Here is a 25,729-nt window from a genome sequence, read left to right as displayed (position 1 = left end):
CGGCTGTTGCGATAACGCAGCCAGCCAAGTTTGGGCAGAAAGATGCGGCTGTTGGCCTGGTCCAGCTGGATTTGCTTGGGGTCGGGATAACGGAAGCTGTCGGACCGGCCTTTTTTCTTGAACTTCGGGAAGCCGGCGCGCTGGGCGAAGAAGTGGCTGTAGGCTCGCTCCAAATCCTTGAGTGCCTGTTGCAGCGGATGCACCGGCGCATCCGCCAGCCACGCCGTATCTGCGCTGTGGCGCCACTTGGTGAGCAACTGGCACAAGCCCGCATAGCCTAGCTTTTTCTGGCCTTGCTCGTGACGCTCCTTCTGCAACGCCAGTGCCTTGTTGTAGACGAACCGGCAGGAGCCAGCAAAGCGGCGCATCTGCCGTTCCTGCTGGCTGTTGGGCAGCAATTCGTACTTGAAGGCTTGAAGTCGTTGCACCGCTCAATCGTATTCTTGGCCTATGCGTGATGACAACGATATTCACATGGCCGACACTGCGTTTTTAAAGGGCGTCGGCTACGGTCGGCGCTATCCTTCCCTGCCCTGAAGGACGGGGCTTGCCGCGCCTTTTGGTCAATACAGCTGCGTCTTGACTCCGCTATGGTGGCGCTATGGTGAATAGAGGGGTGGGAGGATGGGTTGAGAGCGGCGATGGCAACAACAGACGTGACGGTGGTGGTGAAGATCGGCACCTCCAGCCTGACAGATACTCAGACCGGCTTGTTGCGTCTTTCGGTGTTGGGGCCGCTGGTGGAGGTGCTGACCCACCTGCGCAGGCAGGGGTATGCGGTGATCTTGGTCTCCTCTGGGGCGGTGGGGGTGGGCTGTGCTCGCCTTGGCTGGCGGCAACGACCGACGGCTATTGCCGAGAAGCAGGCGGTGGCTGCGGTGGGACAGGGGCGGTTGATCCGCCTTTACGATGACCTCTTCTCGGCTCTGAACCAGCCAATTGCCCAAGTGCTGCTCACCCGCGGCGATCTGGTGGAGCGCAGCCGCTACGTGAACGCCAATCGCACTTTTGCCCAACTGCTGCAGATGGGGGTTATTCCCATCGTCAATGAAAACGACACGGTGGCAGTGGAGGAGCTGAAATTCGGCGATAACGACTCGCTTTCGGCGTTAGTGGCCAGCATGGTGCAGGCCAAGTGGCTTATCCTGCTCACCGATGTGGACAAGCTCTATTCGGCTGACCCCAACCGAGATCCCTCTGCCCAGCCCATTGAGCGGGTGTTGCCCGGGATCCCGCTACAGGTGAAGGCCGAAGCCCAGGGGAAAAGCGGCTGGGGCACCGGCGGCATGGCCACCAAACTGACCGCTGCTCAAATTGCTACAGCTGCAGGGGTAACGGTGGTGATCACCAATGGCAAACGGCCTGAGCAGATCCCGGCAATTCTGGCCGGCGAGGCCATTGGCACCCGCTTTGATCCGGCTCCTCAGCCCGCCAGCGCCCGCAAGCGATGGATTGCCTACGGCCTCATCCCCGAGGGATCTTTGACTTTGGATGAGGGGGCGGTACGAGCGGTGTGCGAGCAAGGGCGCTCGCTGTTGCCGGCAGGGATCACAGCCATTTCTGGGGAGTTTGAGGCGGGGGCTGCCGTGCGCCTGTGCGATCCCAGCGGCCAGGAGGTGGCGCGGGGCCTGGTGAACTACAGCGCCGAGGAGCTGCGGCAGATTAAGGGCAAAAAAACTGCCGAGATCCCTCACATCCTGGGCTACGAAGGGGTTGATACTGCCGTCCACCGGGATAACTTGGCCTTGCTCAATTGAGGCCATGGGTGAGGCCATGGGGGCGAGTCCAGGCGCGGTGCTCTGCACCACTAGCACGAATGGCTACAACGGCGGGATCCCAACGCCTATTCTTCCAACTGCCAGGGATCCTGAGCCAGCACCTCATCGAAAACCCGCGGGGGGCGCACGGCCATCAGCACCTGGCCCAACAGGGGAGAGGAGGGCGAGTCTTCTATCCACTCCACCGCCAGGGATCCGGCCCGATCCACCAGGAAAAATCCCGCCATCTGAGCTCCCTCCCAAACCCGAGCGGCGCGATCGACCACCAGCAAAACCGGATCCTGTTCTTCACCGGCAGGCACCGGCAAACCCAACAGGGATCCCAAAAGCCGGTTTTCCACCTGAAGGATCACCGGATCCCCGGCCTTTTGAATCACCGGCCAAGCAGGCAAGGCCATCCAAGTCTGCTCCGCCGGGCTGTTGACCCAGCCAAAGGGCCCTTGCGGCTCGCTGGGGGGGATCCCTTCCCAGGCGGCAGTTGCAAGAGGCAGGGATCCGGCCACCGGCAGCAGTCGCGGCAGATCTTCTTCCAGGCGAAACACCGACAGCTTGGGCAAAACGCTGCGTTGGGGGCGGGAGCTGGTGGCAATCGTGGACAAGAGCTGCTCCACCTGTCGGCGGGCTGTATCACTGTGGACATACTGAAACGCTCGACCGATAGCCCGAGTTCGCTCCTGCAGATCGCGGGTTTGCTGGGCCGTCCGCCAGGCTTGATAGGCCACCGCATCGCCGGGGTGATCCGTAAACCCTTCCGGAAGCTGTTGGAGCTGGGCATAATTTTTCACGGCGCGGGCGATCTCATGAGCATCAGCGGCATTCAAATGGCGACTGAAGATAAATTCCGCCACCCGAACCCGATCCTGTGGAGAGAGAATGCGCAACTCGTAGAGGATATCGCTGCCTTTATGGGCAAAATGCCCCAGAACTTCTGGGCTGGCTCCTGCTTTGGCCATCCCTTCGTAAACCTGGGCCGCAACAAGGATCTGGTTTTGGTGAATGGGCTCAAACCCGGTTGCCTCGAAGATGGCCTGGGGAGTCATTTTCTGTCGTTGCAAAGCTTGACAGGCCTTGGCCCAATCCAGCCACCGGCCCTCTTTGCGGCGCAGCCGCTCTACCAACAAGCTGGGATCCTCCTCCACAGCAGCAGGTTCCGGCAGATACTGACTCATGCTTGTTCTCCAACAGGCTGGACAGATCACCACTCCCCTGGTCCACAGCCCAGCAGAGCTGGCCGGGCATCTGGCCAAACTTGATCTTCAAACTTGATCTTAGGGCTGATAGCGGTTCTGGCCGAGTCCGGTCGCGACAGCGGGACGGAGTCCTTGGCGAAACTCTAGATCGCTGGGTCGCACAGCATCACCTGGGAAGGCTGTCCACTTACCGGCAAGCAGTTCAGATCCAATTGCCAAAGCTGAGACAGGTGAGATTTCTCTGCTTTGGGCACCTGCAGCCAAATCTTGCCCCTTTGGCCCACCTGCAACACCTGTGAGCCGTTAGGCACAGCTACTTGGGCCAAGGGATCCCCTTTTTTACTGTACAGCCAGAGGGAAGTGGATTGCTCGCCCTCTCGACACAGCAGCAGCACGCCCCAAGGGGCCTTGGCCATCTGGACAGGTTGCCCTTTCAAGAACCAGCGGCGCACCCGCAGCGGATTCACCTGCACCGAGTCGAGATAGGGGCAGAAATCCTGCTGGCCTTCCTTGCCCCCATCTGTTGCCGCGAAGAGCAACCGTTCCCCCAGGCTGATCACCCCCCCTTGGGGATCCAAGGGCAGGCGATAGCGAATGGGCTGGGATCCCGTCTGCAGAGACCAACCGGTCGCGACAGTGGGATGGTGTCCCTTGGGATAGGGCAAGAGGCTCATCTCCACCCACTGCTGCCCCACACCTGTCAACAAAACCAGATGCTCCGAGAGGGCCAGCAAGCGGGACAGGGATCCCTGCCAAGGCCAGCGGAAATAACAGCGGGAATCGGGGAAAGGCTGTGTTCCTGTCGGCTGCCATTGTACTGCCCCCAACTCTTGGGCGGTGGCCCAGACCAGCTCCTGTCGCTCTGCCAGCCAGGTGGCCTGCCAATCCTCCTCAAAGCTGAGCAAGGTGCGGATGCGGCTGGGGCTGAGGTGCAAAAGGCTGCTTCGGGAGAAGGCCAGGGCTTCCGGGAAGGTGTTCAAGGGCAGCACCGCCCGAATTGGCTCGTCCAGGGAAAAACGGGCCAAAGCAGGGGATCCCAGGGCAAGGTTCTGGAGCTCCAGCCATTCCAGCCTCTGGGGGGTCACCCGCAACAGCAGCGGGGATCTGGAGCCGCTGGGATCCTCGCAGATGCAGAACTTTTGCTCGGCCAGGAACTCCATCCCGCCAGTGTCAACAGAGCCCAGATCCGGCAGATCCCAAACCTGTACCCCAGGGGGCGGCCATCTGGGCAGGCGAGGGCCAACCCAACAACTGGCCGGCTCTTGCCACTCTTGGGCAACCACCGCCAAAGCCGACCGCATTTGGGCAGCAGTGCGGAACCGCCGCAAGGGCAACTTGCGTAGGGCTATCTCCAGCACCTCCCGCAGCGGGGCAGGGATCCCTTCGGGACAGACAAACGGCTGGTTGAGGTGGGCGTGCATCAACTGGCCGGGGGATCCGGAAAAAGGCCGCCGGCCTGTCAACAGCTCCAGCAGGATGATCCCCACCGCGTAGAGATCCGAGGCAGGGCTAAACTGACCGTAGAAGCGCTCGGGAGCCATGTAGGCAGGGGATCCGGTGGCGCTGATCTCATCGGGAAGAGGCTGGGAGTGGCGGGCAATGCCAAAGTCTGTCAGCTTCAGTTGCCAGCCCTGGGGCGTGGGCTTGAGCAGGATGTTCTCGGGCTTGACATCGCAGTGGATCACCCCCTGCCGGTGGGCATGATCTAACCCGGCCAAAATCTGATCCACAAAGCCCAAAACCTGCTTGACCGGCAGCCACAGCCCTTGCTCCACCTGGTCGATCAGCTCCCGCAGCGTGCCTCCCTCGCAGTACTCCAACACCAGGTAGCGACCTTCGCGGGCATGTTCGAGGGCGTAGCAGCGGGTAATGTTGGGGTGGTTGAGGGTGAGCAGATGGCGCAGCTCCCGCAGCAGATTTTGGGTGGGAAAGCGCTCCGCCGGCAGCTCCTTCAGGGCCACCAGGTCTCCTCCTTGACGGGGACGGGCACAGAATACACGCCCGTACTGCCCTTGGCCGGCCAAACCCAACATTTGGTAGCTGTCGTGAATCGACTTGAGGGTACGGCTGCGTCGGGACACGGCCCTAGCCCACGAGGAATCAATACCGGCACTTTACATCTTTTTTTGCTCTTTTCGTTCCCGTCTTGGCTCAGGTTCCAGAACAACGAGCCCAGCAGCAGGTCTGCCGAACTCCCACCGGAAAGCCTAAGAGCCGGTCAACTGCTTGAGCAGCTCCGCTGCGTGGGTTTCCACCTTGACCTTGGTGATAACGGCCTCGATCTTCCCCTCCGGATCAATAACAAAAGTGGTGCGGTGAATGCCGTTGTACTCTTTGCCCATGAACTTTTTCGGCCCATAGACCCCGTAAGCCCTGGCCACCTTGGCCCCCTCATCCACCAACAGGGGGAAGGGCAGTTGCAGCTTCTGGGCAAATTTTTGGTGGGAACGGGCATCGTCGGCGCTCACCCCCAAGATGGCGATGCCGTGGGCTTGATAGTCAGCGTAGGCATCCCGAAAGCCACAGGCTTCTCGGGTGCAGCCGGGAGTGTTGTCTCGTGGGTAGAAGTAGAGCACCACCCGCTGGCCCCGCAACTGGCTCAAGCTGATGAGATTGCCCTCGGCATCGGGCAAGGTGAACTCAGGAGCGGGATCCCCAACCGCAAGGGGCATAGGTGGGATCCCTCCTCAGACCGATTTTTTGGGAGAGAGAATCATCGTGATGTTTCGCCCTTCCTTTTGGGGGGGCTGCTGCATTTCCGCCACGCCCTCCAGGTCTTTGAACAAGCGCTGCAGCAATTCTTCCCCCAGCTCGGCGTGCTGGGCCTCACGACCGCGGAACATCACCGTGGCTTTCACCTTGTCTCCATCCCCCAAGAACTGTTGGGCGCTGCGCAGGCGCACGTTGTAGTCGTGCTCGCCGATGTTGTAGCGAAACTTCACTTCCTTGATCTCGGCAGTGTGTTGCTTCTTGCGGGCCTCCCGTTCTTTCTTCTCCTTCTCAAACTTGAACTTGCCGTAGTCCATGATGCGGCAGACGGGCGGGTCGGCCTTTTCGCTCACCAAGACCAAGTCCAGATCTTTTTCTTCTGCCAGGCGCAGGGCTTCGCGCGGGCTCATGATCCCCAACTGAGTGCCGTCGGTATCGATAAGGCGGATTTTGGGGAAGCGGATGCGCTCGTTGATAGCCGGCAGCTCTGCACGCTGCTTGCGGGGGAAGCGGTCAGGTGGACGCTCTACGGTCAAGTTTTCCTCTCTCAACGAAATAACAACACAAGACAAATGCTAAGTAGGACTAGCCCCCTTCGGAGCAGTGCCGAACCCTGAGTTTGGACTCTCCAATCAAAGTCGGCCACTGGCCCGCAGGCCAAGGCAGGCTGCACCTATACTAACCGGCATTTTCCGTCTCTTTCTAGAGCCGTCAAGCGTTGTCAAGGCCCGCTCACTTGGGGATCCTGCCAGATTGGGGCAACAACCGCGGTAGGATACCAAAGTGGCGATCCTGATGGGATCAAAGGTTGTTTGTCGGCCAGCAGGGAGGGCAGAAGCGGTGCAGCTCGGTTTAACGGAACGGGAACTGACAGAGTTGGCCCAAAAGTCGGTTCAGCTCATCCTGAGCCCGCGGGAAGGGGATAGCGAAGCGCTGATCCAGTACAAGTCTTCGGCAGAATTTCGAGCAGGGGTGCATCTGGCCTGTGCGGCCATGGTGTTGGTCTTGGCAGAGAACAACGAGCGCCTCAGCCAGCAGTTGCAGGCTACTTTACAAAACTTATCTGCAGCCGTCGAGACACCCTCAGAGAAGGCTGCCGGAAGCTAGCCCAAGGATCCGCGAACGGGGGAGGAAAAGCCTTGGCTGAGGTGCGCAGCGAACGAGACTCAATGGGGGAGCGGCAACTACCCCAGTCGGTTTACTACGGCATCCAGACCGCCCGTGCCCTGGAGAACTTCCCCATCAGCGGCCTCAAGCCCCTGCCAGAGTATGTGGAGGCCTGCGTGCTGATTAAAAAGGCGGCGGCGGAGGTCAACGGCGAGCTGGGGTGCATTCCGGCAGAAGTGGCCAAGGCGATTGTCCAAGCGGCGGATGAGATCCTCCAGGGATCCCTGCGGGATCAGTTTGTGGTGGATGTGTACCAGGCCGGGGCGGGCACCTCCCACCACATGAACGTCAATGAGGTGTTGGCCAACCGCGCCCTGGAGATCCTGGGGGAGCCCAAGGGCCGCTACGAGCGGGTCAGCCCCAACGACCATGTCAACTACGGCCAGTCCACCAACGATGTCATCCCCACCGCCATTCGTCTGGCTGCCCTGCTGCGGGTGCGACGGGATTTTCTGGGCACGCTGGACAATTTGGTAGCGGCGCTGGAGCAGAAGGCCCAAGAGTTTCGCGGCATCCTCAAGGCCGGTCGCACCCATTTGCAGGATGCGGTGCCAGTGCGGCTGGGGGATAGCTTCGGCGCCTACGCGGCCATCTTTGCCCAACACCGTCGCTGGATTGAGGAGGCCAGCCAGGCCCTGTGCAGCTTGGGGCTGGGGGGAAGCGCCGTCGGCACCGGCCTCAACACTCATCCCCAGTACCGGCAAAAGGTGGTGCAACGGCTGGCAGAGTATACCCAGTTGCCCCTCACCCCTGCTCCCCACCCCATGGCGGCGATGCAGAGCATGGCCCCCTTTGTGCATCTGTCGGGATCCCTGCGCAACCTGGCCCAAGATGGCATCAAGCTGGCCAACGACCTGCGGCTGATGGATTCTGGCCCCAAGACCGGCCTGAAGGAGATCCAACTGCCGCCGGTGCAGCCCGGCTCTTCCATCATGCCTGGCAAGTACAACCCGGTGATAGCCGAGATGTTGAACATGGTCTGTTTCCAGGTGATTGGGCTGGATACCGCCATCACCCTCGCAGCCCAAGCGGGGCAATTTGAGCTGAACGTGATGATGCCCCTGATTGCCTATGACCTCCTGCACAGCCTGCAGATTCTGAACAGCAGCCTGCGGGTCTTTGCCGAGCGCTGTATTCAAGGCATCACCCCCAAACCGGAGCGCTGCCGCGGCTACGCAGAAGGGACGCTGGCTTTGGTGACCGCCCTCAACCCCTACATCGGCTATTTGCAAGCTGCAGAAGTGGCCAAGGCTTCTTTGGAAACCGGCCAGTCCATTCGTCAGATTGTCTTAGAGCGCAACTTGATGACCCCGGAACAGGTGGCCAAGGTGCTGGATCTGGAGGCGATGAGCCAAATGCAGTCCTAACCCATTCGCTACAGTGGAGGCATACTGCTCCTGCCTGGCCATGACCATCGCCCCCTATCGCTGGCCCACCCAGCACGACTTGCCCGATACAGACGACACCCCCTTGGACAACGAGGATCAAGGCCGCCAATACCCCCTCCTCCGGGAACCGCTGCTGCTGCACTGGTCAGATCGGCAAGACTTTTTTGTGGCTTGCAATATGGGCCTTTACTACGCCCTACCCCAGCAGGTCATTGTTCCAGATTTGTTTCTGGTGCTGGGGGTTCCCCGTTGGCGGGATGGCACTGCCCGCAAAAGTTATGTGGTTTGGGATGAAGGGAATATCTTGCCTATTCTCATCTTGGAGATCATCTGCAACGACCAGGGGGAAGAAAAACCCGGACAAGCCAAATTCCAGCTCTACGAAAGGCGGCTGCGGATCCCCTACTACGTCACCTTCGAGCTAGAGACCGATGAGCTGAATGTTTATCAACTCCAGGGCGGACACTATGAGCTGCTCCCCGGCTCAGGCGCTGGAGAACATCCCCCAATTCTGTTGCCCGATTTGGACTTGAGTATCGGTCGGTGGTGGGGATCCTACGAGGGGCGAGAACGCTTTTGGGTGCGCTGGTATGATAGGGCAGGGCAATTGTTGCCTACGGGAGCTGAACTAGAACGGCAGCGGGCTGAATTGGAACGGCAACGGGCTGAATTGGAACGGCAGCGGGCAGAATTGGAACGCTCCCGAGCCGAACGACTGGCCCAGCGGCTACGGGAACTGGGAGAAGACCCTGAATTTTGATCAGCTTTTTCAGGGATCCCCAAAAAAGAAATCTCCACCTACCCCCTACACTGGAATCCTGGCATTCCAGGGGGACATGATGACCAGACAGCGACTCAGTTTGTGGACGAAGCTGGCCTATGGGGTGGGGGATCTGGGCACAGGCATGACGGCCAACATCCTCATCTTTTTCCTGCTGCCCTTTCTCACCAATACCGTTGGCATGTCGGCAGGCCTAGCCGGCAGCATCTACGCCATCACTCGCTTTTGGGATGCCATCAACGATCCCATCATCGGCATTCTCAGCGACCGCACCCGCACCCGTTGGGGCCGTCGCCGCCCCTGGCTGCTGTTTGCAGCCCTCCCCTCTGGCCTCACGTTCCTGGCCCAGTGGTGGATCCCTTTTCCCGGTCGGATTGGCCCCCTGTTTGCCTACTACCTGGCGGTGTCGCTCTTGTTCAATACCTTCTACTCTGCGGCCAATATTCCCTACGCCTCCCTGACAGCGGAGCTGACCCAGGATTACGACGAGCGCACCCAGCTCAACCAATTCCGCTTTGCCTTCTCTGTAGGGGGCAGCATGGTTGCGGTGGTTACCTTTCCGCTCTTGGTCAACCTGCTGCCGGATCGGGCTGCCGGCCACCTGCTGGCGGGAGCCTGTTTTGGAGTGATCTCGGCTGTGCCCTTGCTGATCTGTTTTTGGGGGGTGCGAGAACGGTATCCATCCCAACGGGATCCCATGCCCCTGGTTCAACAACTGCGGGTGGCCTTCAGCAACCGCCCCTACCTGTTTGTCAGCGGCATCTACCTGTGTTCTTGGCTAGCGTTTCAGTTCACAGCCACAATCATCCCTTATTTCATCGTCTTCTGGATGGGCCTGCCGGAGGTGTGGATTTCCTTGGTGGTACTGGCGGTACAGGGGATCGCAGTGCTGACGCTGTTCGGTTGGACCCAACTGAGCACCCATCTGGACAAGCGCACCATGTACCTCATTGGGGCGGGGTTTTGGCTGATCTCGCAGGCAGGCCTGTTTTTTCTCCAGCCCGGGCAGCAGGGGATCATGATTGGGCTGGCTCTGTTGGCCGGCATTGGGGTTTCTGCTACGGCCTATCTCGGCCCTTGGTCCATGTTGCCGGATGTGATCGATCTGGATGAACTACAAACCGGGGAGCGGCGGGAGGGGATCTTCTACGCTTTTATGGTCTTCTTACAAAAGGTGGGCCTGGCGCTGGGGCTGTTTTTCGTGGGGCAAGCTCTGGATTGGGCCGGCTTCGTGCCTTCGGTGGCCGGAGAGGCCCTGCCCATCCAGCCGGAATCGGCTTTGTTGGCCATTCGCGTTGCCATTGGCCCCTTACCGGGAGTGGCTTTGATCGGCGGGATCTTGCTGGTGTGGTTCTACCCAATCACCCGGCAGCGTCATCAGCAGATCCTGATGGAATTGGAAGAAAGACGGCAACAATACCACCCCAGCACCGAAAGATCTCCTTAGACCGCAAAATAGGCTACGGTTTCTAGCGGCAGAGCAACTGGCGCAATTGCGGGGGTTTTGATCTTCGGCCCAGGCTACTCCTCTCTCAGGGGCCTGCAGGATTACCCCATCAATAGCCTGAAAATCGATCACTCCTTCATCTCGCGCTGGGGGCCGAATGAAGAAAATGCCGAGACCATTGCCTGATCATCACCTTGGCCCGCAGCCTGGGAATGGATGTCACTGCCGAGGGGATCGAAACCCTACAGCGACTGCACCAATGAGGCTGTTGAACTGCGAGTATGGCCAGGGCTATTTCTTCGCCAAACCTCTCTAGGATGCAGAGCAAATGCTGCGGTTGCAACTGGACAAGAGGTGAAGGGATCCCTGCCCTCAGTCTAGGATGATGCGCAGGCCGCTACCCGAGGGAGTCGCCGGTTCAGGGTTGGGCACAATCCGCAGCCCACTGCCGGAGGGCCGGGTCACCGTGTTGTCGATGTTCACAAGGAAGGTGTTGGATTGGCCGTCCCGCTCATACACCACCACGTCGTTGCGGTTGAACTGGGAGCGACAGATGATGGGGGAGTTGTCGGCAGCAGTAGCCGCACTGCAGCGGTAGCCAGGGGCAGAGACGATCTTGCCTTCTTCATCGATGGAAAAAGGAACTGCAGAGGGCAAGATTGGAGAAAAGACCGGCTGGTCGGGATTGAGGATCACCGAGCCACCTGTGCTGGGTTCTACCACGATCCCCCGCCCGTCGATGACGATCCGCTGCGCTTGGGCGGGAGAGACGGCCAGCGGCCCCAAGAGCAAAGCCAGGCTTAGGCCGAGTTTGAAGGGGAAAAGCGGGTTCATCGGATATCTCCTTTGGCCCAGGGCCATAACAGCTTCCAGGAATCCGCCAACGATCCTCGAAGGGGATGGATCCCTGGCTCAACTTAACTTGATCTTGGCCCAGATGTCGGGCCGAACCCAGGGCGGAAGCCGTCACCTCTGTTGCCAAGATGGGCACTTTGCCGTCGGCTCGACTACCACAGCCCCGAGCGGCCCAACGCCAGCCCGACCACCAACATGCCCAACACCAAGAAGGGCTGCGCACTGGCCTGGTATTTCACATCGTTGTTCAAAGGATCCCGCAGCAGGTACATATCTTGGAAGGTTATTTGCGGGATGATCAGCAGCACCAAAAGGGCCGCGTAAAGTTTTAGGCCCGCCCCCAGCAAAAACGAGGCCATGCCGAACTGGAACAGGTCGATCATCAGCACCGAGATCCAAGCGGCCCCCATCGCCCCAAACATCACCGGCAAAGAGGCCAAGCCAAACTGCCTGTCCCCTTCGATGCTTTTGAAATCGTTGACCACAGCAATCCCCAGCCCGGCCAAGCTGTAGATCAGCGTCAGGATGCAGACCGTCCAGTTCAGCTCGCCGAACAAGGCGTGGCCTGTCCACCAGGGCAGGGCGATGTAGCTGGCACCAAGGGCATAGTTGCCCAGCCAGCCGTTGCGCTTGAGCTTCAGGGGGGGCGCCGAGTAAATGTAGGCAATCAGGGCTCCTGCCAGCGCAATGCAGGTGATCACCGGGAAGTCATGGCCGGTGTACCAGTCCAGAGCGTAGGCCAAGCCCAACCCCAAGATCAGCAGCACCCAGATCTGGATAACCACCCGCTGCAGAGAAATAGCGCCGGAGGGAATGGGGCGGTAGGGCTCGTTGATGGCGTCGATCTCGCGGTCGTAGTATTCGTTCACCGTTTGGGTATAGCCCGTCATCAGGGGGCCCGCCAGAATCATGCCCACCAAAATGAGAGCCACATTCTCCCAAGTCCAGGTGAAGTGACCGGAAGATGCCGCCCCCGGAATCAGACCCCACACCAAAGGAATCCAGGTAACCGGTTTCATCAGCTGCAAGTGCAACTGCCAAATGGAGCGAGACTCCACCTCTGCTCCTTTCATGCCCAGCAGTTGACGGACACGCTGCGCATTCGACCCGCCGGTGCCAGGGGATCCCTTGCCGGGATCCGAGTCTGGGGTGGTTTCTTCCGCAGTAGCTCCTACCTCCTCTAAACTGGGCTCTGCAGCAAAGGCCATCTCAGCCGCCATTTCCGGCGAGGAGGGATCTTGAGGGATCTTTTCGCTCATGGTGGGATGCGCAATCAAACTGCAATAACGGGGATAACCACCCCCATTCTGAGACATCCTAGCCGGATTGCTCAAACAAGAGGAAAGAGTCAGAAAGTTTAAAGTCAGGGTCGTTATCCAGTCGCTCCGAAACGGTCTGTTGCAATTCCACACTCTCCCCTCCCAGAAGGACAAAGGCGGATGGCGCGGAGCGCTTGGGAAGTCTTGGCCGGTCAGCTCGCAGTTCCGGGCCGTCTACACAATCTGTGCCGTCACGAATAGGCGCTGATGCTCGGCTGGGATCCGCTCTTTTTCTTGGGCCGGGATCACCAGGGGAGGTTGCTGAGTGTAATTGATGGGATCCCGAAACCAAGCGCGGCTGTAGGTGTTGTAGAGAAGAGGACGGGGAGCGGGCGAGCGATTGGCCCGACCCAGGTGAATCAGGCGGTAGTCGAACAGGAGGCAGGATCCCTTGGCCAGGGGCGGATCGACAAAGGGCATCTGCTGGGCCAGCTCGGTATAGTGGGCATCGAAGACCGCATGGCTGCCGGGCCAGAGACGGGTCATGCCGTTCTCTTCGTTGACCTCCACCAGAGGAATAAGCAAATTCAGGGCATAGCAAGGAATGATCGCATCCAAGGTCTCGTCGCCAAACAGATGAGACAGATCCCGGTGAACTTGTTGATCGGCGGATCCCGGCAGAGAGACCACCGCCCCCAGCCCGCTCAAGATCAACTCCGGCCCCAAAATCCGCTTCAGGATGGGCAAGATCAGAGGATGGGCATAGATGAGGGGATCGTTGAAGGGGCCCTCCAGGCGAACCGTTACCATCACCCGTCTATTGCCCACTAACAGGGCATCGGCGTGGTGCTCGTGGGTGCAGTAGCGGCTGTAGGTGGCCAGAAAGCTGCTGTGCAACTTGTCGATGAGCTCGGGGGGAAAGATCTCCGGCAACACCAGATAGCCCTCTGTGGAAAACAGTTCAAAAGCCTGCTCTACGGTCTCTGGATCCGGCTGCTGGAGCTCCTGTAAGGACTCCGTCCCGCTGACGCGAACCGCAGGGCTGAAGCGCAACTGGGCCAACATCGGCTAGGTCTCCTGCAAACTGGCCACAGCCATTAACATGCCCCGCGCTTTGTTTAGACATTCTTGATATTCCCGCTCCGGATCCGAGTCGGCCACAATACCTGCCCCGGCCTGCAAGCTCACCTGGCCCTGATGAACCAGCAGAGTGCGGATGGTGATGGCGGTGTTCAGTTGGCCGGAAAAGTCGTAGTAGCCATAGGCGCCGGCATAGGGCCCGCGGCGGCATCCTTCCAGCTCATGAATAATCTGCATGGCGCGGATTTTGGGGGCGCCCGTAACGGTTCCGGCAGGGAAGGTGGCCCGCAGCAGATCCCAGGCGCTGTACTGGGGATCCAGCCGCCCCACCACGTTGCTGACAATGTGCATCACATGGCTGTAGCGCTCGATCTGCATCAGGTCATCCACCTGCACAGATCCCAGTTGGCAGACCCGTCCCAGGTCGTTGCGGGCCAGATCCACCAACATCACATGTTCGGCCCGTTCTTTGGGATCTGCCAACAGCTCTTGCTCCAGCTGCCGGTCTTCCTGAGGGGTGGTGCCGCGGGGGCGGGTGCCGGCAATGGGGCGCACGGTGGCGATGCGGTCTTCTCCCACCCGGCTGAGTTTCACCATCACCTCTGGGCTGGAGCCGATGAGGCAGAGATCCCCAAACTGCAAAAACGCCATATAAGGGGAAGGGTTAATCAGCCGCAACGAGCGGTAGAGGCAAAAGGGATCCCCGGCAAGGGAGACGGTAAACCGCTGCGAGAGTACCACCTGGAAGATATCTCCGGCGCGGATGTAGTCCTTAGCCTGTTCCACGGCTTGGCAGTAGGCTGGGCGGCTCAGGGTGCTGGGGGGGATTTGTTCGCGCCAGCGGGACGGAGTCCTTTCCGACAGGTGGGGCTTCCAGTTGAGGTGCAGATGGGCCAGAGAAAGAGGAGCGCTGAGCTGCTGCATCAGCTTTTCCACCCGCCGGCAGGCTTGGGCATAGGCTTCCTCGGCAGCGTGGTGACGGGTATCGGCGAAGGCCACCACCCAGATCTTGCGCTTCACCTGGTCAAAGAGCAGGATGCTGTCCACCTGCATCAAAACGGCATCAGGGGGATCCCCCGGCTGCAGGGGGTGGATGGGCACCTTGGGCTCAATCCAGCGAATCAGCTCGTAGCCCCAGTAGCCAAACAGGCCGCCGATGCTGCTGGGCAATTCCGGCAAATGCACCGGCTCATAGGGCTGCAAGCAGCGGGCCAAGATGGCAAAGGGATCCCCTTGGTGGTGCTCCTGTCGGCCATCGCGGTATCGCTGTAGCGCTTGATCTCCGCGTATTTCCAAAACCCACAGGGGATCGCAGCCCAAGAAGCTGTAGCGGGCCACCTGTTCCCCCCCCTCCACCGACTCCAGGAGAAAGTTGTAGGGCTGGCCAGCACAAACCCGATACCAGGCAGAAACCGGCGTTTCCAAATCCGCCACCCATTCCTGGTACACCGGGATAAAGTTGCCCTGCTTGGTGAGGGCAAGAAACTCCTTCAAGGGAGGGTAAATCATGGCCTGCAACTTTTGTGCTTTTCCTGACTCTACCCCAGACACGGGATCCCAAGGGCGTGTGGATCCCTCTGGATTGCCCGGTTGCAACAGCGCCGAAAACCATTAAGCTGAGAGCGGCTCTACTCTCGGGATCCCTTGCCATGCAAAACCCATCTCAGGTGATTCGTGAGCGCCTGCGCTATCAAGGCCACAAATACACCTTCGTCAGCCAGCGTTTGCGTTTTCCCAACGGCAAAGAGGGGGAGCGGGAGTACCTCATCCATCCCGGGGGGGTGGTGGCCGTGCCTGTAACTGCAGCAGGCAAGTTCGTCTGCATTCGTCAATATCGCTTTGCGGTTGCCTCCTACCTTTATGAATTTCCGGCAGGCACAGTCGAGCCAGGGGAGCATCCCGATGACACCATTCGCCGCGAGCTGGAAGAAGAAACGGGCCTGCGTGCCCATCGCTGGGATCCCCTTGGCCAATTTTATTTGTGCCCCGGCTATTCCAGCGAGATTATGTATGCCTATTTGGCGCGGGAGCTGGAAGTGCTGGATTCCCCTCCCGATAAGGATGAGGATGAAGATATTACCGTAGTGGAGTTTTCTGCTTCTGAGCTTACAGATATGTCCCGTTTGGGAATGGATTTGGACAGCAAGTCCATTGCCTGCTTTTGGCGGGCCCAATTGTTTTTGGCTGCTGAAAAATAAAGCTCTCCGTCGGGGGGCTGCCCCTTGCTCCTGGGGGATCCCTTTCAAATTGGCGGGGCGTCGTTCCAAGCCGACTTTGTTGGCTACAGAGGAAGCTCCAGGCTTTTCACCCTAACTTGGTAGCCCATTGCCAGGCGAGATCAAGGTGAGATCGAGGTTGCGTTCGACATAAAAGGGATCCCTGTATCCCGGCTGTTTGGTTGACTGGGAGAACCTTGGAGTCCTTTAGAATTTTAGGGGCGAGGAGTGAGGAAATATGCGGAAGCTGTTGTGTTCCTGTGGTCGAATAGCCTGGGGAGCGGCCTTGGCTGCCACTCTACCGGTTGCTGCTGTTCCTGCCTATCCCCAGCCTGTGCTTCCGCTGCTGCCGGTTCCTTCTGAGGGCGGCGCTGCTCGAGGTGGGGTTGTGGCTTTATTCAATCAATCCATTTGGTGGGATTTTATTCGCGGCAATCGTGGCGAAAACCTACGCCTGTTCCCGGCCAGCCTAACCTCTCCATCTCGCCAGGATGTGGTGGCTGTGTTTCAGATTCAGCGGCAGCCCACCGTAGAGCCGGTGGTGCGCGTTCTCAGCTTCGAGCACCAGGGGGGGTATAGCTTTCGTCTGCTCCACACGGCTGAGCCGATCCCAGGGCGGTTGGTGGAGGCTCACCTGCGCACGGACATCACCTCCAGCCCACAGCCCAAGTTGGTGCTCCTCACCGAGCGAGGGGGCATCAGCCTGCTGCGCTCTGTCTTGGTCTTGGAACACCGGCCTGAGGGACTTGTGCCACTGCTGAGCGTGACGGATCTGAGCAATGCCAGCCTGCGGGTCAGCCCGCAAGGGATCCTGGTCATCTCAAGCCCGCCCGGTGCCAGCCGTGATTTGAGGGCTACCCTCTACCAATGGGAGGGAGATGGCTTTGTCCGCCGAGATCTGTAATCTGCTGCGCGTCTGTCTGTCAGCGAGGTCTCGCCCAGAGCGGATGTCCGTTATGGCTATCGCTACCCTTGCCAGCAAGCTCCCAAGCTGGGGGCTTGTCCCACCTGCCAAAGGAACAGACTCTCGGCCCCAAGGGGGTGAATACTCCAGGGATCCAGGCCAGACCCAAACCACCCGTAGGGATCGACGGCAGCTGGTTGGCCGGAGTTGGTGTTGTCGAAGCGACGCACCTCGAAATGAAGATGGGGCCCGCTGGCACAGCCGCTATCTCCCGATAGGCCGATGATTTCTCCTGGGGCCACCACTTGCCCCTCCTGCACCCCAACTTGGCTGAGGTGGGCGTAGAGGGTTTCCCAGCGGGGAAGGGTTCTTCTGTCTGCTCTCTCCCCATCGGAGAATTCTGGCTCGTGCAGAAGGCGCACCCGCAACCCCCTGACCAGCCGGCCCAAGCTGGGGCAAAAAAACTCCGGCTCCTCGCGGGCCAAGGTGACCCGTCCTGCGGCAGCGGCCAGGATCGGGGTGCCCACCGGCATCTCCCAGTCATAACCGGCATGGCCATCGCTTTTGCCACACGGGTGCAGCGGGTCGGGGATCCAAACCTGGCCTTGCCCACTCACAAACCGTCTGTTGCCATCCCTCTCCCCCAAAGGCAGATCATGGTCGAAGAGATTGGTGACGGGAAATTCTCCGACAAAGGGCTTGTGCAAAAACGGCCACTGGGGCGGCGGCGGATCCCCATAGGCAGAACGATATTTTTCCAGCTCCAGCCGATAGTCTTCCAGATCCTGACGCTGGGCGGGATCTTCCGTGTGCTCTCGTAAGAGATCCACCAGCTGCAGGGCCTGCACCCAGTCCTGGCGCTCCACAGCACGAGCCAACTGGGCGTACACCCCCACCCGGGATCCCTGCGGCGAAGACGGGGAGGAGACCTGAGGAAAAACGGGCGATATGTTTACGAATTGATACAATAGGCAGCAAAATATCAGCAGTGTCACCGTTAGCGGTGGTGACATCCCTGCCCAGAGGGCCATCCCAAGTAGGCCGGCCTGCAAGCAAGCGGGCTTGTTCTTGGCTTCGGGCTCTCTCTTGGGGCCATCCGCTTTTTCCCTCAGCCGCCGTATGGGTTGCAAGGAGACAGAGCGGCTTCGCTTAACCACTCTTCGGGAGTTTCTCATGCGTTGGTTCTCGTCCTCTGGTGTTCTCGTCGGCCTGCCTTTCCATGGGCAAAGCGTTCTGCCCCTATCCGGCTCGATTTGGCGGCGGCTGGAAGCTTTGGCTCTGGGTTTACACATTCTGTCTTTGCTTTTTGGGTTGGCAGGGTTGCTCTGGGTTGTACCGCATCCCGAGTGGGTGGCCAGTTTGCCCCCCATTGGCCTTCAAGCCTTCTCCTTGAGCATGGGCAACGGCGGCGTGGCCTACATGGTGTTCGGCGCGCTGGCAGCAGCTCTGATGGGATCCCGGCTGTTGGGGGTGCGGCGCCTGTTGATGTTTTTGATCCCGGCGGTGGGCATTTCCTTGGGCAGTGAGCTGTTGGGTACCAGCACCGGGATCCCCTTTGGCAACTATGGCTACCTGAGTGGGCTGGGCTATAAGATTGCCGGGTTGGTGCCTTTTACCATCCCTCTGTCTTGGTTTTATGTGGGGTTGTCGTCCTATTTGTTGGCGCGTGTGGCTCTGCAAACCCAGCGCCACTGGTTGATCCACTTCGAGGCCATCATGTTGGGGGCCCTGCTGCTCACCGCCTGGGACTTCGTGCTGGATCCGGCCATGACCCGCGGCTCGATTCCCTTCTGGACGTGGTTTCAGCCGGGGCCCTTCTTCGGTATGCCGCTGCAAAACTTCGGGGGTTGGATGCTGACCGGGGCTGCCTTTATGACGGTGGCCAATCTGCTGTGGGGCGAGGATCAACCCATCCTTGACCGCCGCCAGTTGGTGGGGCCGCTGGTGCTCTATGTAGCTAATTTTGCTTTTGCCCTGTTGATGAGCCTGGGATCCGGCATTGTTGCGCCGGCGGGGTTGGGCCTGTTGTTGGGGTTGGGGCCTGCTTTGGGGTTGTGGTGGAGTGCAAAGACCCCATCCCGCTATTGCGAAAGGACTCCGTCCCGCTATCGCGACCAGCCTGAGCCGCCTTCCCATCCTGAACAGGACTCCATCCCGCTATTGCAAACGGTCGAGGGAGAGGCAGGTCGGGACTGGGATACTTTGGAGGATCCCGGTTGGGTTGGCGCGAAGTAAGCCGGCCCTAACCCTTCCTCGGCGAGATCCCTTGGGTTGTCCAGGCCATGAACTTCTGCAGCGACAATGTTACAGGCGCCTGTCCTGAGGTGATGGAAGCCCTGTTGGCCCTCAAGGGATCCGCCATGCCCTATGGAGGGGACGAATGCACAGCGCAGGTGCAAAGGCTGTTTGCCGAGATCTTCGAGCATGAAGTGGCGGTGTTTCCGGTAGCAACAGGATCTGCTGCCAATGCCCTGGCCCTTTCGGTGCTCACCCCGCCCTACGGGGCGATTTATTGCCATCCCGAGGCCCACATCAATCTGGACGAATGTGGAGCGCCAGAGCTGTTTACAGGTGGGGCCAAGTTGGTGGGGATCCCAGGGGAACAAGGCCGTATTGACTGGGGCAACTTAAAAGCAGCCCTGGAGCGGGCGGGGTTTGGGGTGGTTCATCACGTGCAGCCTGCCTGCCTCAGCCTGACGCAAGCCACCGAGGCCGGCACCCTCTACTCCTTGGAGCAGCTTGGATCCCTGGCGGATTTGGCCCATCACTTTGGCCTTAAGGTGCATATGGATGGGGCCCGCTTTGCCAATGCCCTGGTTGGTTTGGGTTGCACCCCTGCCGAGATGACCTGGAAAGCGGGGGTGGATGTGCTGTCCTTTGGGGCCACCAAAAATGGAGCCTGGGCTGCGGAAGCGGTGGTGTTTTTTCATCCAAATCAGGTGGGCGATTTTGAGTTTCGCCGCAAGCGCAGTGGCCATCTGCTCTCGAAGATGCGCTTTTTGTCTGCCCAATTGCAGGCCTATCTCCAGGATGGGGTGTGGCTGCGCAATGCCCGCCATGCCAACGCGATGGCCCAACGGTTGGCGCAGGGACTGGGATCCCTGCCGGGAGCCAGGTTGGTATATCCCACCGAGGCCAATGAGGTTTTTATCGAGCTGCCGGAGCCGGTTCTCCAGGCCCTGGAGCAGGCGGGGTTTCGGTTTTACCGCTGGCTGGGGGAAGGTCACCACTTAATCCGCCTGGTGACGGCTTTTAACACTTTGCCCGCAGATGTCGAGCGCTTCTGCCAGGTGGCTCAGCAAGCCAGCCGTTTGCAATAGGCGGACGGAGTCCTTGCAGCTGACCGGGGATCCCCCTGGCCAAAGGCCTGAGCATCCCAAGGGATCCCTGAAGGCTGTTCATCGGCTGGTCAATCCTTAAAGTGGGTGCTGTCGCGACCGGGCTTTTTCTCCAGGCAGGGCGAGGCGGAAGTCGATCCCGTTTTCTTCGAGTTGTCCTGTAGCAGACCAATCAGCAGACAGGCCACCCCAAGGTTGATGGCCACATCCGCCACGTTGAATACCGGAAAGCGAATCCAGATCAAATTGAAAAAGTCCACGACATAGCCGTTGACGAAGCGGTCGATGCCGTTCCCCACGGCTCCTGCCCACACCAAGCCATAGCCGGCCTGTTCCCATCGGCTCAGGATCCCGCCGCGGATGGCCAGCAGCCCCAATGCCAGCGCTACCCCCAACGAGATCCACTTCAAGAGCTCTGCCGAATCTTCAAACAGGCTCCAAGCAGCGCCGGTATTCTCCACGTAGGTGAGGTGAAACACCCCTGGCCACAGCTCAATCTCTGGCCCCGGCAGCAGCCGTTCCACTGCCCAGTGCTTGGTCGCCTGATCCAAGATCACCCCCAGGATCCCGGCCAGCCAAAAGCCTTTGTTTTTCATGTCGTCTTGGCCTCAATCACGTCCACCGGCAAGAGCGCCCCGATGAGCACTTTTCCCATCCTGACATGCTGCTCTTCTGCCGGCTCATTGCACAGAAGCTCAAGGGCGGAGCTCTGGACTCGAAGTTGGGCCTGTAACGGGATCCAACACCGGTGAGTGGCCTCAGAAGCGATTGGCCGCCTCTGGCTTGAGAGGAGCAGCAAGAAAACCGTCCAGCTTAGGCAACTGGACGGGGATCCCCTGGGGGTGGACAGGATTGGCTACCGACCCTGCTGCTCCAGGGAGCGGCGCAATTCACTGGCCATCTGCATAAACTCTTGCGGATTGCCCGCCTTGCCGTAGGAAGAGCGATCCTGAACCTTTTTGCCGCTGCCTTGGCGGGTGCGGGTGTTGAGCAAAGCGCTGGCCATTTCCATGAACTTGGCAGGATTTCCCTCGCTGCTGCCCCGCACGAGAGGGGCGCGTCCGGCACGAGTGACAGCCATAGATACCTCAATTTTCACAAATGAAATGCTTGTTACATTTTCTCACAAGGGCTCTGCGATCAACCAGGGCCAGCGTTTCCTTGCTGTTACAGCGACTCCGGCCAATACTTAGGGATCCCTCCAAGTGCAAACCTTGCATGAGGCTGGAAAGAGCCATCAGCGAGTCGTGGTTTTCTCTTGGGTCAAGTGATGGATCAGCCAAATGGGGAGCACCGTCAGGCCGATCACCCCCAGAGCCACCACGCTGATCACCGGGCGCTGCCGAGGCTTGGTTAGCTGGCTGAACACCCAAATCGGCAGGGTTTGCTGCTGGCCAGCGGTGAAGGTGGTGACGATGATTTCATCGAAAGACAGGGCAAACGCCAGCAGGGATCCCGCCAATAGGGCCGAGGCCAGTTCGGGCAGAAGGATGTACCGAGAGGTTTGCAGAGGATTGGCCCCCAAGTCGGCAGAAGCCTCCAGTTGAGAGCGTCCCATGCGGCGAAACCGCGCCAGCACGTTGTTGTACACCACCACCAGACAAAAGGTGGCATGGCCGATAACAATTGTCCAAAAGCTGAAAGGGATATGCAGCAAATGGATCGCCGAGCGCAAGGCGATCCCGGAGACAATGCCCGGCAAGGCGATGGGCAGCAACACCAAAAACGAGATCGTCTCGCGGCCAAAAAATCGGCTGCGATAGACTGCTGCTGCCGCCAGGGATCCCAGCACCACTGCCACTCCGGTAGCCAGCAAAGCCACCCGCAAAGACAAAAACAAGGCCCGCCAAATATCGGCCCGCCCCCAAGCCACGGCAAACCAGCGCCAGGTCAGCCCCGGCAAAGGGAAGCGCAAGGTCGCCTCATCGGGGCTGAAGGCATAAAGGACGATCACCAGCAGAGGAAGATGGAGAAAGAGCAGCACCCCCAGCGAGAACAGGAGCCAAAGCCATTGGCCGATGGGAAAAGGGCGAATCGGCATGGATGAGGGAGAATACAGAGCTGGATGGGGAACAGTCTACAGGTAGAGAAATGGTCTGTGAAATAGCCTTGTAAGGAAGCAGGCTTTGGCAAGGACTTTAGATTGCTTGGCTGACTCTGGAGCTCCAGTCGAGCAGAGCATCCCAAACCCAGATTAAACTCGCAGCATGATCGCGTTTTTAAGCGGCCACCTTGTGGCCATCGAATGGGGAGAGCGCAGTAGCCTCACCGTTGAGGTGCAGGGGATCGGCTATCGCGTCAAGGCCCCAGGACGTTTTCTCAAGCAACTGCCTGCAGTGGGGGAGCCCGTCCGGGTGTTCACCCATTTGGTGGTGCGAGAGACTGAGCTGGTGTTGTACGGGTTTGGCTCGCCAGCCGAGCGCGATTTGTTTGTGGAACTCATCAAAGTCTCGGGGGTGGGGCCGGCTTTGGGCTTGGCCCTGCTGAATACCTTCAGCCTGCCGGAGCTGGTGCAGGCGGTGGTGACCGAAAACGTGCGCCTGCTCTCCCTCACGCCGGGGGTAGGCCATAAAACGGCCCAACGGCTGGCCCTGGAGCTGAAAACCAAGCTGGCCCACTGGCGACAGGGGGTGGGAGTTGCGGATCAACCCTTGGCCGGGGGGCCGCCCATGCCTATCCGGGAAGAGGTGGAAATGGCCTTACTGGCCCTGGGCTACAGCACTCAGGAAATTCAGGCTGCCTTGCAAGCTCTGCCCACCCACCGCCGCCCAACGGAAGACTGGCTGCGGGATGCCATCACCTACCTGAGCCAGCAGCCATGAAGCACCGCCGCATTGCCATTCTGGGTGGAACCTTCAACCCTGTGCACCATGGCCACTTGATCATGGCAGAACAAGCTCTTTGGCAGTTTGACCTGGATCAGGTGCTGTGGATGCCCGCCGGGGATCCCCCCCACAAGCCTCTGGCCCCTGGTGCCAGCAAAGCCGACCGCCTGGCCATGGTCAAGTTGGCCATTGCCGACCACGAGCGCTTCGCCTGCTCAGAGCTGGAGATCTGCCGTCCGGGGCGCTCCTACACCATCGAGACGCTGCGCACCCTCATCCAGGAGCAACCCAATACCCAGTGGTACTGGATCATCGGCGTGGATGCTCTGCGGGACCTGCCCCAGTGGTATCAAGCGGAAGAACTGGCCCGCCTCTGCCATTGGATTGTTGCCCCACGGGTGGATGCCGGCGATGCCGCCCAGGTGCTGCAGGCGGTAGCCGAAAAGTTGCCCATCCAAGCCCAAATCCTGGAAGCCCCTACCCTGACGCTCTCTTCCACCTACCTGCGACAGCAAATCCAAAAGGGAGGGTCTATCCGCTACCTGGTGCCCCCTGCTGTGGAGCACTATATCCGTCAGCACCGCCTCTATCTGCAGCCCTAAAGGAAAAAAGGGGGCGGATCCCCCCTCTAGAGTCACCAAACAGCTTAAGACCTGCCATACGCCACAGCCTCTCCCCGGAAGAGGGAAAGGCTGGAACTGGGTTGGGAAGTAAACTGCTTTTCTGGTACTTTGGAATACTTGTGCTCTGTGGGCAGTTGAGAGTGGGGTTGCGGCCAGGTGCCCCCATCAGTAGGCTAAGCCCATGCTGCGGGTGGTTTCGGGGCCAAGGTAGACTCGGATGCTCAGAAAATCGGTGGGACAAGCGGTTTCACAGCGTTTGCAGCCAACGCAGTCTTCGGTGCGGGGAGCGGCAGCGATCATGCCAGCCTTGTTGTTCCCCTTCCAGGGCACCATCTCCAACACGTCGGTGGGACAAGCCCGCACACACTGAGTGCAGCCGATGCAGGTGTCGTAGATCTTGACCGAGTGAGCCATTAGCGTTCTCCAGTCGAGCAGGTTGAAACGTTAAAAAAAGGTTTACCGAATCCGCAGGGCAGCAGCATCGCTGCGCAAGTGCCCTCAGTGTACAGTAGTCCTGGGAAGCCTCCAAAATCTCCGATCCAAATGTTCAAACAAATTTACATCCGGTGGGGTCGTCCTCTGAGCTGATGGGAAGGTTGCTGGGGTTGGGCTAGGATCGGCCTGAAGATGACAGGACAAGGGATCCTGAACATGGGGCGTTCGGTGCAAGATTGGCGAAGGCAAACTCAGGGCAATCTGCGTCGTCTGGGGCCAATTTTGCTGGAGATCTTCGAGGAAAACGTCCCTCGCCTACGCCGCTGGGATCAGCAGCTCACCGATTGGGTGCGCAGCCGCCGCTGGGGGGTGGATCCGTCTCTGCCCAAGGTGGCTATCTATGTCCTGGGCGCAGTGGTGATCCTGGCGATCCCACTTCTCACGTTTGTGGCTTTGGGGGCCTTTCTGACCTTTCTGGGTGTCCAAATTGTCCAAAAGTGGTCACAAGGGGATCCCGCTCGCCAAACTCAGCGCCGCTATCTGCGCAGTGCTGACGCGGATGATGATGACTTTGATCTGGATTGAGAAAGGGGCTGCGGGGAATGGGCGGGCTAACTGTCCGCCGACCGTTGGGGCTCCTGGGAGTCTTGCTGCATGCCCAAGCGTTGTTTGACCTGTCTGATCACCTTCTGGTGAGAGCGGTTTTCCAGCCTGTTCAGGCCGATGGCGCCGGCCAGGATCCCCAACTGTAAGGCCAAGCTGGGCAAGGTGGTGTTCAAGTCCCGTCCCGCCAGGGCTCGAAAGAAAAACACAAACGCCCCGATGGTAGCCGAGAACCCCACCGCCAAGTAGATGAAGCGCCGCAAGCTGCGGTAGGGAGCGGCCAGCTCCGTCAACAGCCTCACCTGCTCTGCTGAAGAGGGATCCCGGCGTTGCGACAGGGGCGATCTTGGCTTGGGATCGGAGTCTGCCATTGGCTACACCTCCTCAGGCAACAAGAGGGGCTCCCGACCGGAAACCCCCGCCAAAACGGCTTCGGCAGCGCGGCAGGCGGCCAGAATATCTCGCTCTTCCCCTCCCAAGTACACGCGGCCAAAGCTACCGAAAGGCATCACTTCTAGGATGTTGATCTGGGCAGATTTTTCTGCCTCGTTGGCAGCCAGGGGGGCATAGCCTGCCGGTTGCACCTCCAGGATGTAGAGGGTTTGGCCAGCCAGGAGCATTTGGCCACGGCGGGAACGGTTAATCAACTGGGTTTGGTGGGGATCGATGTTGCGGATGATCTGGCTGGAGATGATGCGGGGCTTGAGGCGCTCCTGTTCACTCACCCCTAAGGCAGCCAGAATCGCCCGTCCGGCGGTGCGGGTATCCCCTTGGTTGCTGGAGTGTACTTCCAGAAGGCCGTAGAGGCGTTCCACCACCTGCAGCCCCGGCCTCACCGAGGTGGCCTTCAGGGCAATATCCATAACGCGGTTGATCTCGATGCCGGGGGAAATCTCGACCCACAAAGAAGTGTCCCCAGGCAGGGGCAAAAAGCCGTAGGCTACTGTGCCCAGATAAGCAGCATACTGGGGTTGCAGCCGATCCAAAAACACGTAACTGCGAAGGTCGATCCCCAAAAAAGTCCTCCCTTTGGGCTCAGTTGGATGTTGAGCTGATGGCGATCTACATTCTCATTCTCCAGCCTCATCCCAGCTCTTGGATCTTGGGCAGACCGGCCAACCTTGGCGCATC

At 59.7% G+C, this 25,729-nt stretch carries 28 protein-coding genes; 12 read left to right on the top strand and 16 right to left on the bottom strand.

What is annotated here, in order from left to right; genetic code table 11:
* On the bottom strand, positions 1-428 hold a 428-nt coding region (locus tag ACVWZG_RS05850; protein WP_457405373.1), incomplete at its 3' end, for an RNA-guided endonuclease InsQ/TnpB family protein.
* Between the two features lie 213 nt (positions 429-641).
* On the opposite strand from ACVWZG_RS05850, the gene proB reads away from it, so the two are divergent.
* Positions 642-1,757, top strand: coding sequence for a glutamate 5-kinase (gene proB, locus ACVWZG_RS05845; RefSeq protein ID WP_414352179.1), 1,116 nt, complete (start codon positions 642-644; stop codon positions 1,755-1,757).
* An 86-nt stretch (positions 1,758-1,843) separates the two neighbouring features.
* On the opposite strand, the gene raf1 is transcribed toward proB, so the two are convergent.
* The 4 genes from raf1 to infC all read right to left on the bottom strand — a co-directional run bounded on the left by raf1 (position 1,844) and on the right by infC (position 6,162).
* Positions 1,844-2,947 (bottom strand): RuBisCO accumulation factor 1, encoded by a 1,104-nt coding sequence (gene raf1, locus ACVWZG_RS05840; protein WP_414343401.1) that lies wholly within the window; start codon positions 2,945-2,947, stop codon positions 1,844-1,846.
* A 164-nt stretch (positions 2,948-3,111) separates the two neighbouring features.
* A complete protein-coding gene (locus ACVWZG_RS05835; protein WP_457405372.1) occupies positions 3,112-5,049 on the bottom strand; it encodes a serine/threonine-protein kinase in 1,938 nt (645 codons plus the stop codon).
* Positions 5,050-5,175: 126 nt separating this feature from the next.
* Positions 5,176-5,640 carry a thioredoxin-dependent thiol peroxidase gene (gene bcp / locus ACVWZG_RS05830; RefSeq protein WP_457405371.1) on the bottom strand — a complete coding sequence of 155 codons (465 nt, stop codon included), beginning with the start codon at positions 5,638-5,640 and terminating at the stop codon, positions 5,176-5,178.
* A 15-nt stretch (positions 5,641-5,655) separates the two neighbouring features.
* Positions 5,656-6,162, bottom strand: a complete 507-nt coding sequence (gene infC, locus ACVWZG_RS05825) for a translation initiation factor IF-3 (RefSeq protein ID WP_457405392.1) — start codon at positions 6,160-6,162, stop codon at positions 5,656-5,658.
* Positions 6,163-6,472: 310 nt separating this feature from the next.
* On the opposite strand from infC, the gene ACVWZG_RS05820 reads away from it, so the two are divergent.
* From ACVWZG_RS05820 to ACVWZG_RS05805, 4 genes are all read left to right on the top strand, one after another.
* Positions 6,473-6,784 carry a hypothetical protein gene (locus tag ACVWZG_RS05820; protein WP_011432176.1) on the top strand — a complete coding sequence of 104 codons (312 nt, stop codon included), beginning with the start codon at positions 6,473-6,475 and terminating at the stop codon, positions 6,782-6,784.
* Between the two features lie 41 nt (positions 6,785-6,825).
* Positions 6,826-8,211, top strand: coding sequence for an aspartate ammonia-lyase (locus ACVWZG_RS05815; protein ID WP_457396139.1), 1,386 nt, complete (start codon positions 6,826-6,828; stop codon positions 8,209-8,211).
* 40 nt (positions 8,212-8,251) lie between these two features.
* Positions 8,252-8,992, top strand: a complete 741-nt coding sequence (locus ACVWZG_RS05810; RefSeq protein ID WP_457405370.1) for a Uma2 family endonuclease — start codon at positions 8,252-8,254, stop codon at positions 8,990-8,992.
* Positions 8,993-9,071: 79 nt separating this feature from the next.
* Positions 9,072-10,460: an MFS transporter gene (locus ACVWZG_RS05805; protein WP_457405389.1), complete on the top strand. Its 1,389-nt coding sequence runs from the start codon at positions 9,072-9,074 to the stop codon at positions 10,458-10,460.
* Between the two features lie 372 nt (positions 10,461-10,832).
* Here ACVWZG_RS05805 and ACVWZG_RS05800 read toward each other — a convergent pair whose 3' ends face one another.
* The 4 genes from ACVWZG_RS05800 to trpE all read right to left on the bottom strand — a co-directional run bounded on the left by ACVWZG_RS05800 (position 10,833) and on the right by trpE (position 15,163).
* Positions 10,833-11,294, bottom strand: coding sequence for a hypothetical protein (locus ACVWZG_RS05800; RefSeq protein WP_414374946.1), 462 nt, complete (start codon positions 11,292-11,294; stop codon positions 10,833-10,835).
* 173 nt (positions 11,295-11,467) lie between these two features.
* Positions 11,468-12,574 carry a chlorophyll synthase ChlG gene (chlG, locus tag ACVWZG_RS05795; protein WP_414332050.1) on the bottom strand — a complete coding sequence of 369 codons (1,107 nt, stop codon included), beginning with the start codon at positions 12,572-12,574 and terminating at the stop codon, positions 11,468-11,470.
* 234 nt (positions 12,575-12,808) lie between these two features.
* Positions 12,809-13,639 (bottom strand): phytanoyl-CoA dioxygenase family protein, encoded by an 831-nt coding sequence (locus ACVWZG_RS05790; protein WP_457405368.1) that lies wholly within the window; start codon positions 13,637-13,639, stop codon positions 12,809-12,811.
* Positions 13,640-13,642: 3 nt separating this feature from the next.
* The gene (trpE, locus tag ACVWZG_RS05785; RefSeq protein WP_457405367.1) at positions 13,643-15,163 is read right to left on the bottom strand and encodes an anthranilate synthase component I; all 1,521 of its coding nucleotides are present in this window, start codon (positions 15,161-15,163) and stop codon (positions 13,643-13,645) included.
* A gap of 140 nt (positions 15,164-15,303) precedes the next feature.
* On the opposite strand from trpE, the gene ACVWZG_RS05780 reads away from it, so the two are divergent.
* Positions 15,304-15,852, top strand: a complete 549-nt coding sequence (locus ACVWZG_RS05780; protein WP_457405365.1) for an NUDIX hydrolase — start codon at positions 15,304-15,306, stop codon at positions 15,850-15,852.
* A gap of 256 nt (positions 15,853-16,108) precedes the next feature.
* Entirely contained in the window at positions 16,109-16,774 is a 666-nt protein-coding gene (locus ACVWZG_RS05775; RefSeq protein ID WP_414332047.1) for a hypothetical protein, read from the top strand.
* A 62-nt stretch (positions 16,775-16,836) separates the two neighbouring features.
* Here ACVWZG_RS05775 and ACVWZG_RS05770 read toward each other — a convergent pair whose 3' ends face one another.
* Positions 16,837-17,742 carry a M23 family metallopeptidase gene (locus ACVWZG_RS05770; protein WP_457415292.1) on the bottom strand — a complete coding sequence of 302 codons (906 nt, stop codon included), beginning with the start codon at positions 17,740-17,742 and terminating at the stop codon, positions 16,837-16,839.
* A gap of 205 nt (positions 17,743-17,947) precedes the next feature.
* Between ACVWZG_RS05770 and cruF the strand changes: the two genes are divergently transcribed.
* Together cruF and ACVWZG_RS05760 are read left to right on the top strand one after the other, a co-directional pair.
* The gene (gene cruF / locus ACVWZG_RS05765; RefSeq protein WP_457405363.1) at positions 17,948-19,009 is read left to right on the top strand and encodes a gamma-carotene 1'-hydroxylase CruF; all 1,062 of its coding nucleotides are present in this window, start codon (positions 17,948-17,950) and stop codon (positions 19,007-19,009) included.
* Positions 19,010-19,056: 47 nt separating this feature from the next.
* Positions 19,057-20,094, top strand: a complete 1,038-nt coding sequence (locus tag ACVWZG_RS05760) for a threonine aldolase family protein (protein WP_457405361.1) — start codon at positions 19,057-19,059, stop codon at positions 20,092-20,094.
* An 89-nt stretch (positions 20,095-20,183) separates the two neighbouring features.
* On the opposite strand, the gene lspA is transcribed toward ACVWZG_RS05760, so the two are convergent.
* The 3 genes from lspA to ACVWZG_RS05745 all read right to left on the bottom strand — a co-directional run bounded on the left by lspA (position 20,184) and on the right by ACVWZG_RS05745 (position 22,153).
* Positions 20,184-20,708 (bottom strand): signal peptidase II, encoded by a 525-nt coding sequence (gene lspA, locus ACVWZG_RS05755; RefSeq protein WP_457405359.1) that lies wholly within the window; start codon positions 20,706-20,708, stop codon positions 20,184-20,186.
* Between the two features lie 260 nt (positions 20,709-20,968).
* Positions 20,969-21,193: a hypothetical protein gene (locus ACVWZG_RS05750; protein ID WP_148202686.1), complete on the bottom strand. Its 225-nt coding sequence runs from the start codon at positions 21,191-21,193 to the stop codon at positions 20,969-20,971.
* Positions 21,194-21,349: 156 nt separating this feature from the next.
* The gene (locus ACVWZG_RS05745; RefSeq protein ID WP_457405357.1) at positions 21,350-22,153 is read right to left on the bottom strand and encodes an ABC transporter permease; all 804 of its coding nucleotides are present in this window, start codon (positions 22,151-22,153) and stop codon (positions 21,350-21,352) included.
* A 166-nt stretch (positions 22,154-22,319) separates the two neighbouring features.
* On the opposite strand from ACVWZG_RS05745, the gene ruvA reads away from it, so the two are divergent.
* Together ruvA and nadD are read left to right on the top strand one after the other, a co-directional pair.
* Positions 22,320-22,934, top strand: a complete 615-nt coding sequence (gene ruvA, locus ACVWZG_RS05740) for a Holliday junction branch migration protein RuvA (RefSeq protein ID WP_457394558.1) — start codon at positions 22,320-22,322, stop codon at positions 22,932-22,934.
* The gene (gene nadD / locus ACVWZG_RS05735) at positions 22,931-23,539 is read left to right on the top strand and encodes a nicotinate-nucleotide adenylyltransferase (RefSeq protein ID WP_414375554.1); all 609 of its coding nucleotides are present in this window, start codon (positions 22,931-22,933) and stop codon (positions 23,537-23,539) included. The genes ruvA and nadD overlap by 4 nt, the downstream gene beginning before the upstream one ends.
* A gap of 186 nt (positions 23,540-23,725) precedes the next feature.
* Here nadD and psaC read toward each other — a convergent pair whose 3' ends face one another.
* Positions 23,726-23,974 (bottom strand): photosystem I iron-sulfur center protein PsaC, encoded by a 249-nt coding sequence (gene psaC, locus ACVWZG_RS05730; protein ID WP_011432199.1) that lies wholly within the window; start codon positions 23,972-23,974, stop codon positions 23,726-23,728.
* 213 nt (positions 23,975-24,187) lie between these two features.
* Between psaC and ACVWZG_RS05725 the strand changes: the two genes are divergently transcribed.
* Positions 24,188-24,580: a hypothetical protein gene (locus ACVWZG_RS05725; protein WP_457405355.1), complete on the top strand. Its 393-nt coding sequence runs from the start codon at positions 24,188-24,190 to the stop codon at positions 24,578-24,580.
* A 26-nt stretch (positions 24,581-24,606) separates the two neighbouring features.
* On the opposite strand, the gene ACVWZG_RS05720 is transcribed toward ACVWZG_RS05725, so the two are convergent.
* Both ACVWZG_RS05720 and ACVWZG_RS05715 read right to left on the bottom strand, forming a co-directional pair.
* Positions 24,607-24,969 (bottom strand): DUF3493 domain-containing protein, encoded by a 363-nt coding sequence (locus ACVWZG_RS05720; RefSeq protein WP_011432201.1) that lies wholly within the window; start codon positions 24,967-24,969, stop codon positions 24,607-24,609.
* A 3-nt stretch (positions 24,970-24,972) separates the two neighbouring features.
* Complete coding sequence (locus tag ACVWZG_RS05715) at positions 24,973-25,614, bottom strand: hypothetical protein (protein ID WP_011432202.1); 642 nt, start codon at positions 25,612-25,614, stop codon at positions 24,973-24,975.
* Between the last annotated feature and the right edge of the window lie 115 nt (positions 25,615-25,729).

The sequence above is a fragment of the Thermostichus sp. OS-CIW-33 genome, assembly GCF_054059615.1.
Note: the sequence above shows the minus strand (reverse complement) of the source record. Positions and strands in the feature narration are given on the sequence as shown.

Coding starts and splice junctions, on each gene's coding strand:
- ACVWZG_RS05820 (WP_011432176.1), top strand. CDS start 6,473: ATGGGATCAAAGGTTGTTTGTCGGCCAGCAGGGAGGGCAGAAGCGGTG.
- psaC (WP_011432199.1), bottom strand. CDS start 23,974: ATGGCTCACTCGGTCAAGATCTACGACACCTGCATCGGCTGCACTCAG.
- ACVWZG_RS05810 (WP_457405370.1), top strand. CDS start 8,252: ATGACCATCGCCCCCTATCGCTGGCCCACCCAGCACGACTTGCCCGAT.
- proB (WP_414352179.1), top strand. CDS start 642: ATGGCAACAACAGACGTGACGGTGGTGGTGAAGATCGGCACCTCCAGC.
- nadD (WP_414375554.1), top strand. CDS start 22,931: ATGAAGCACCGCCGCATTGCCATTCTGGGTGGAACCTTCAACCCTGTG.
- ACVWZG_RS05720 (WP_011432201.1), bottom strand. CDS start 24,969: ATGGCAGACTCCGATCCCAAGCCAAGATCGCCCCTGTCGCAACGCCGG.
- ACVWZG_RS05800 (WP_414374946.1), bottom strand. CDS start 11,294: ATGAACCCGCTTTTCCCCTTCAAACTCGGCCTAAGCCTGGCTTTGCTC.
- lspA (WP_457405359.1), bottom strand. CDS start 20,708: ATGAAAAACAAAGGCTTTTGGCTGGCCGGGATCCTGGGGGTGATCTTG.
- ACVWZG_RS05750 (WP_148202686.1), bottom strand. CDS start 21,193: ATGGCTGTCACTCGTGCCGGACGCGCCCCTCTCGTGCGGGGCAGCAGC.
- cruF (WP_457405363.1), top strand. CDS start 17,948: ATGCGTTGGTTCTCGTCCTCTGGTGTTCTCGTCGGCCTGCCTTTCCAT.
- ACVWZG_RS05805 (WP_457405389.1), top strand. CDS start 9,072: ATGACCAGACAGCGACTCAGTTTGTGGACGAAGCTGGCCTATGGGGTG.
- ACVWZG_RS05760 (WP_457405361.1), top strand. CDS start 19,057: ATGAACTTCTGCAGCGACAATGTTACAGGCGCCTGTCCTGAGGTGATG.
- ACVWZG_RS05790 (WP_457405368.1), bottom strand. CDS start 13,639: ATGTTGGCCCAGTTGCGCTTCAGCCCTGCGGTTCGCGTCAGCGGGACG.
- ruvA (WP_457394558.1), top strand. CDS start 22,320: ATGATCGCGTTTTTAAGCGGCCACCTTGTGGCCATCGAATGGGGAGAG.
- trpE (WP_457405367.1), bottom strand. CDS start 15,163: ATGATTTACCCTCCCTTGAAGGAGTTTCTTGCCCTCACCAAGCAGGGC.
- ACVWZG_RS05780 (WP_457405365.1), top strand. CDS start 15,304: ATGCAAAACCCATCTCAGGTGATTCGTGAGCGCCTGCGCTATCAAGGC.
- bcp (WP_457405371.1), bottom strand. CDS start 5,640: ATGCCCCTTGCGGTTGGGGATCCCGCTCCTGAGTTCACCTTGCCCGAT.
- ACVWZG_RS05775 (WP_414332047.1), top strand. CDS start 16,109: ATGCGGAAGCTGTTGTGTTCCTGTGGTCGAATAGCCTGGGGAGCGGCC.
- ACVWZG_RS05725 (WP_457405355.1), top strand. CDS start 24,188: ATGACAGGACAAGGGATCCTGAACATGGGGCGTTCGGTGCAAGATTGG.
- chlG (WP_414332050.1), bottom strand. CDS start 12,574: ATGAGCGAAAAGATCCCTCAAGATCCCTCCTCGCCGGAAATGGCGGCT.
- raf1 (WP_414343401.1), bottom strand. CDS start 2,947: ATGAGTCAGTATCTGCCGGAACCTGCTGCTGTGGAGGAGGATCCCAGC.
- ACVWZG_RS05745 (WP_457405357.1), bottom strand. CDS start 22,153: ATGCCGATTCGCCCTTTTCCCATCGGCCAATGGCTTTGGCTCCTGTTC.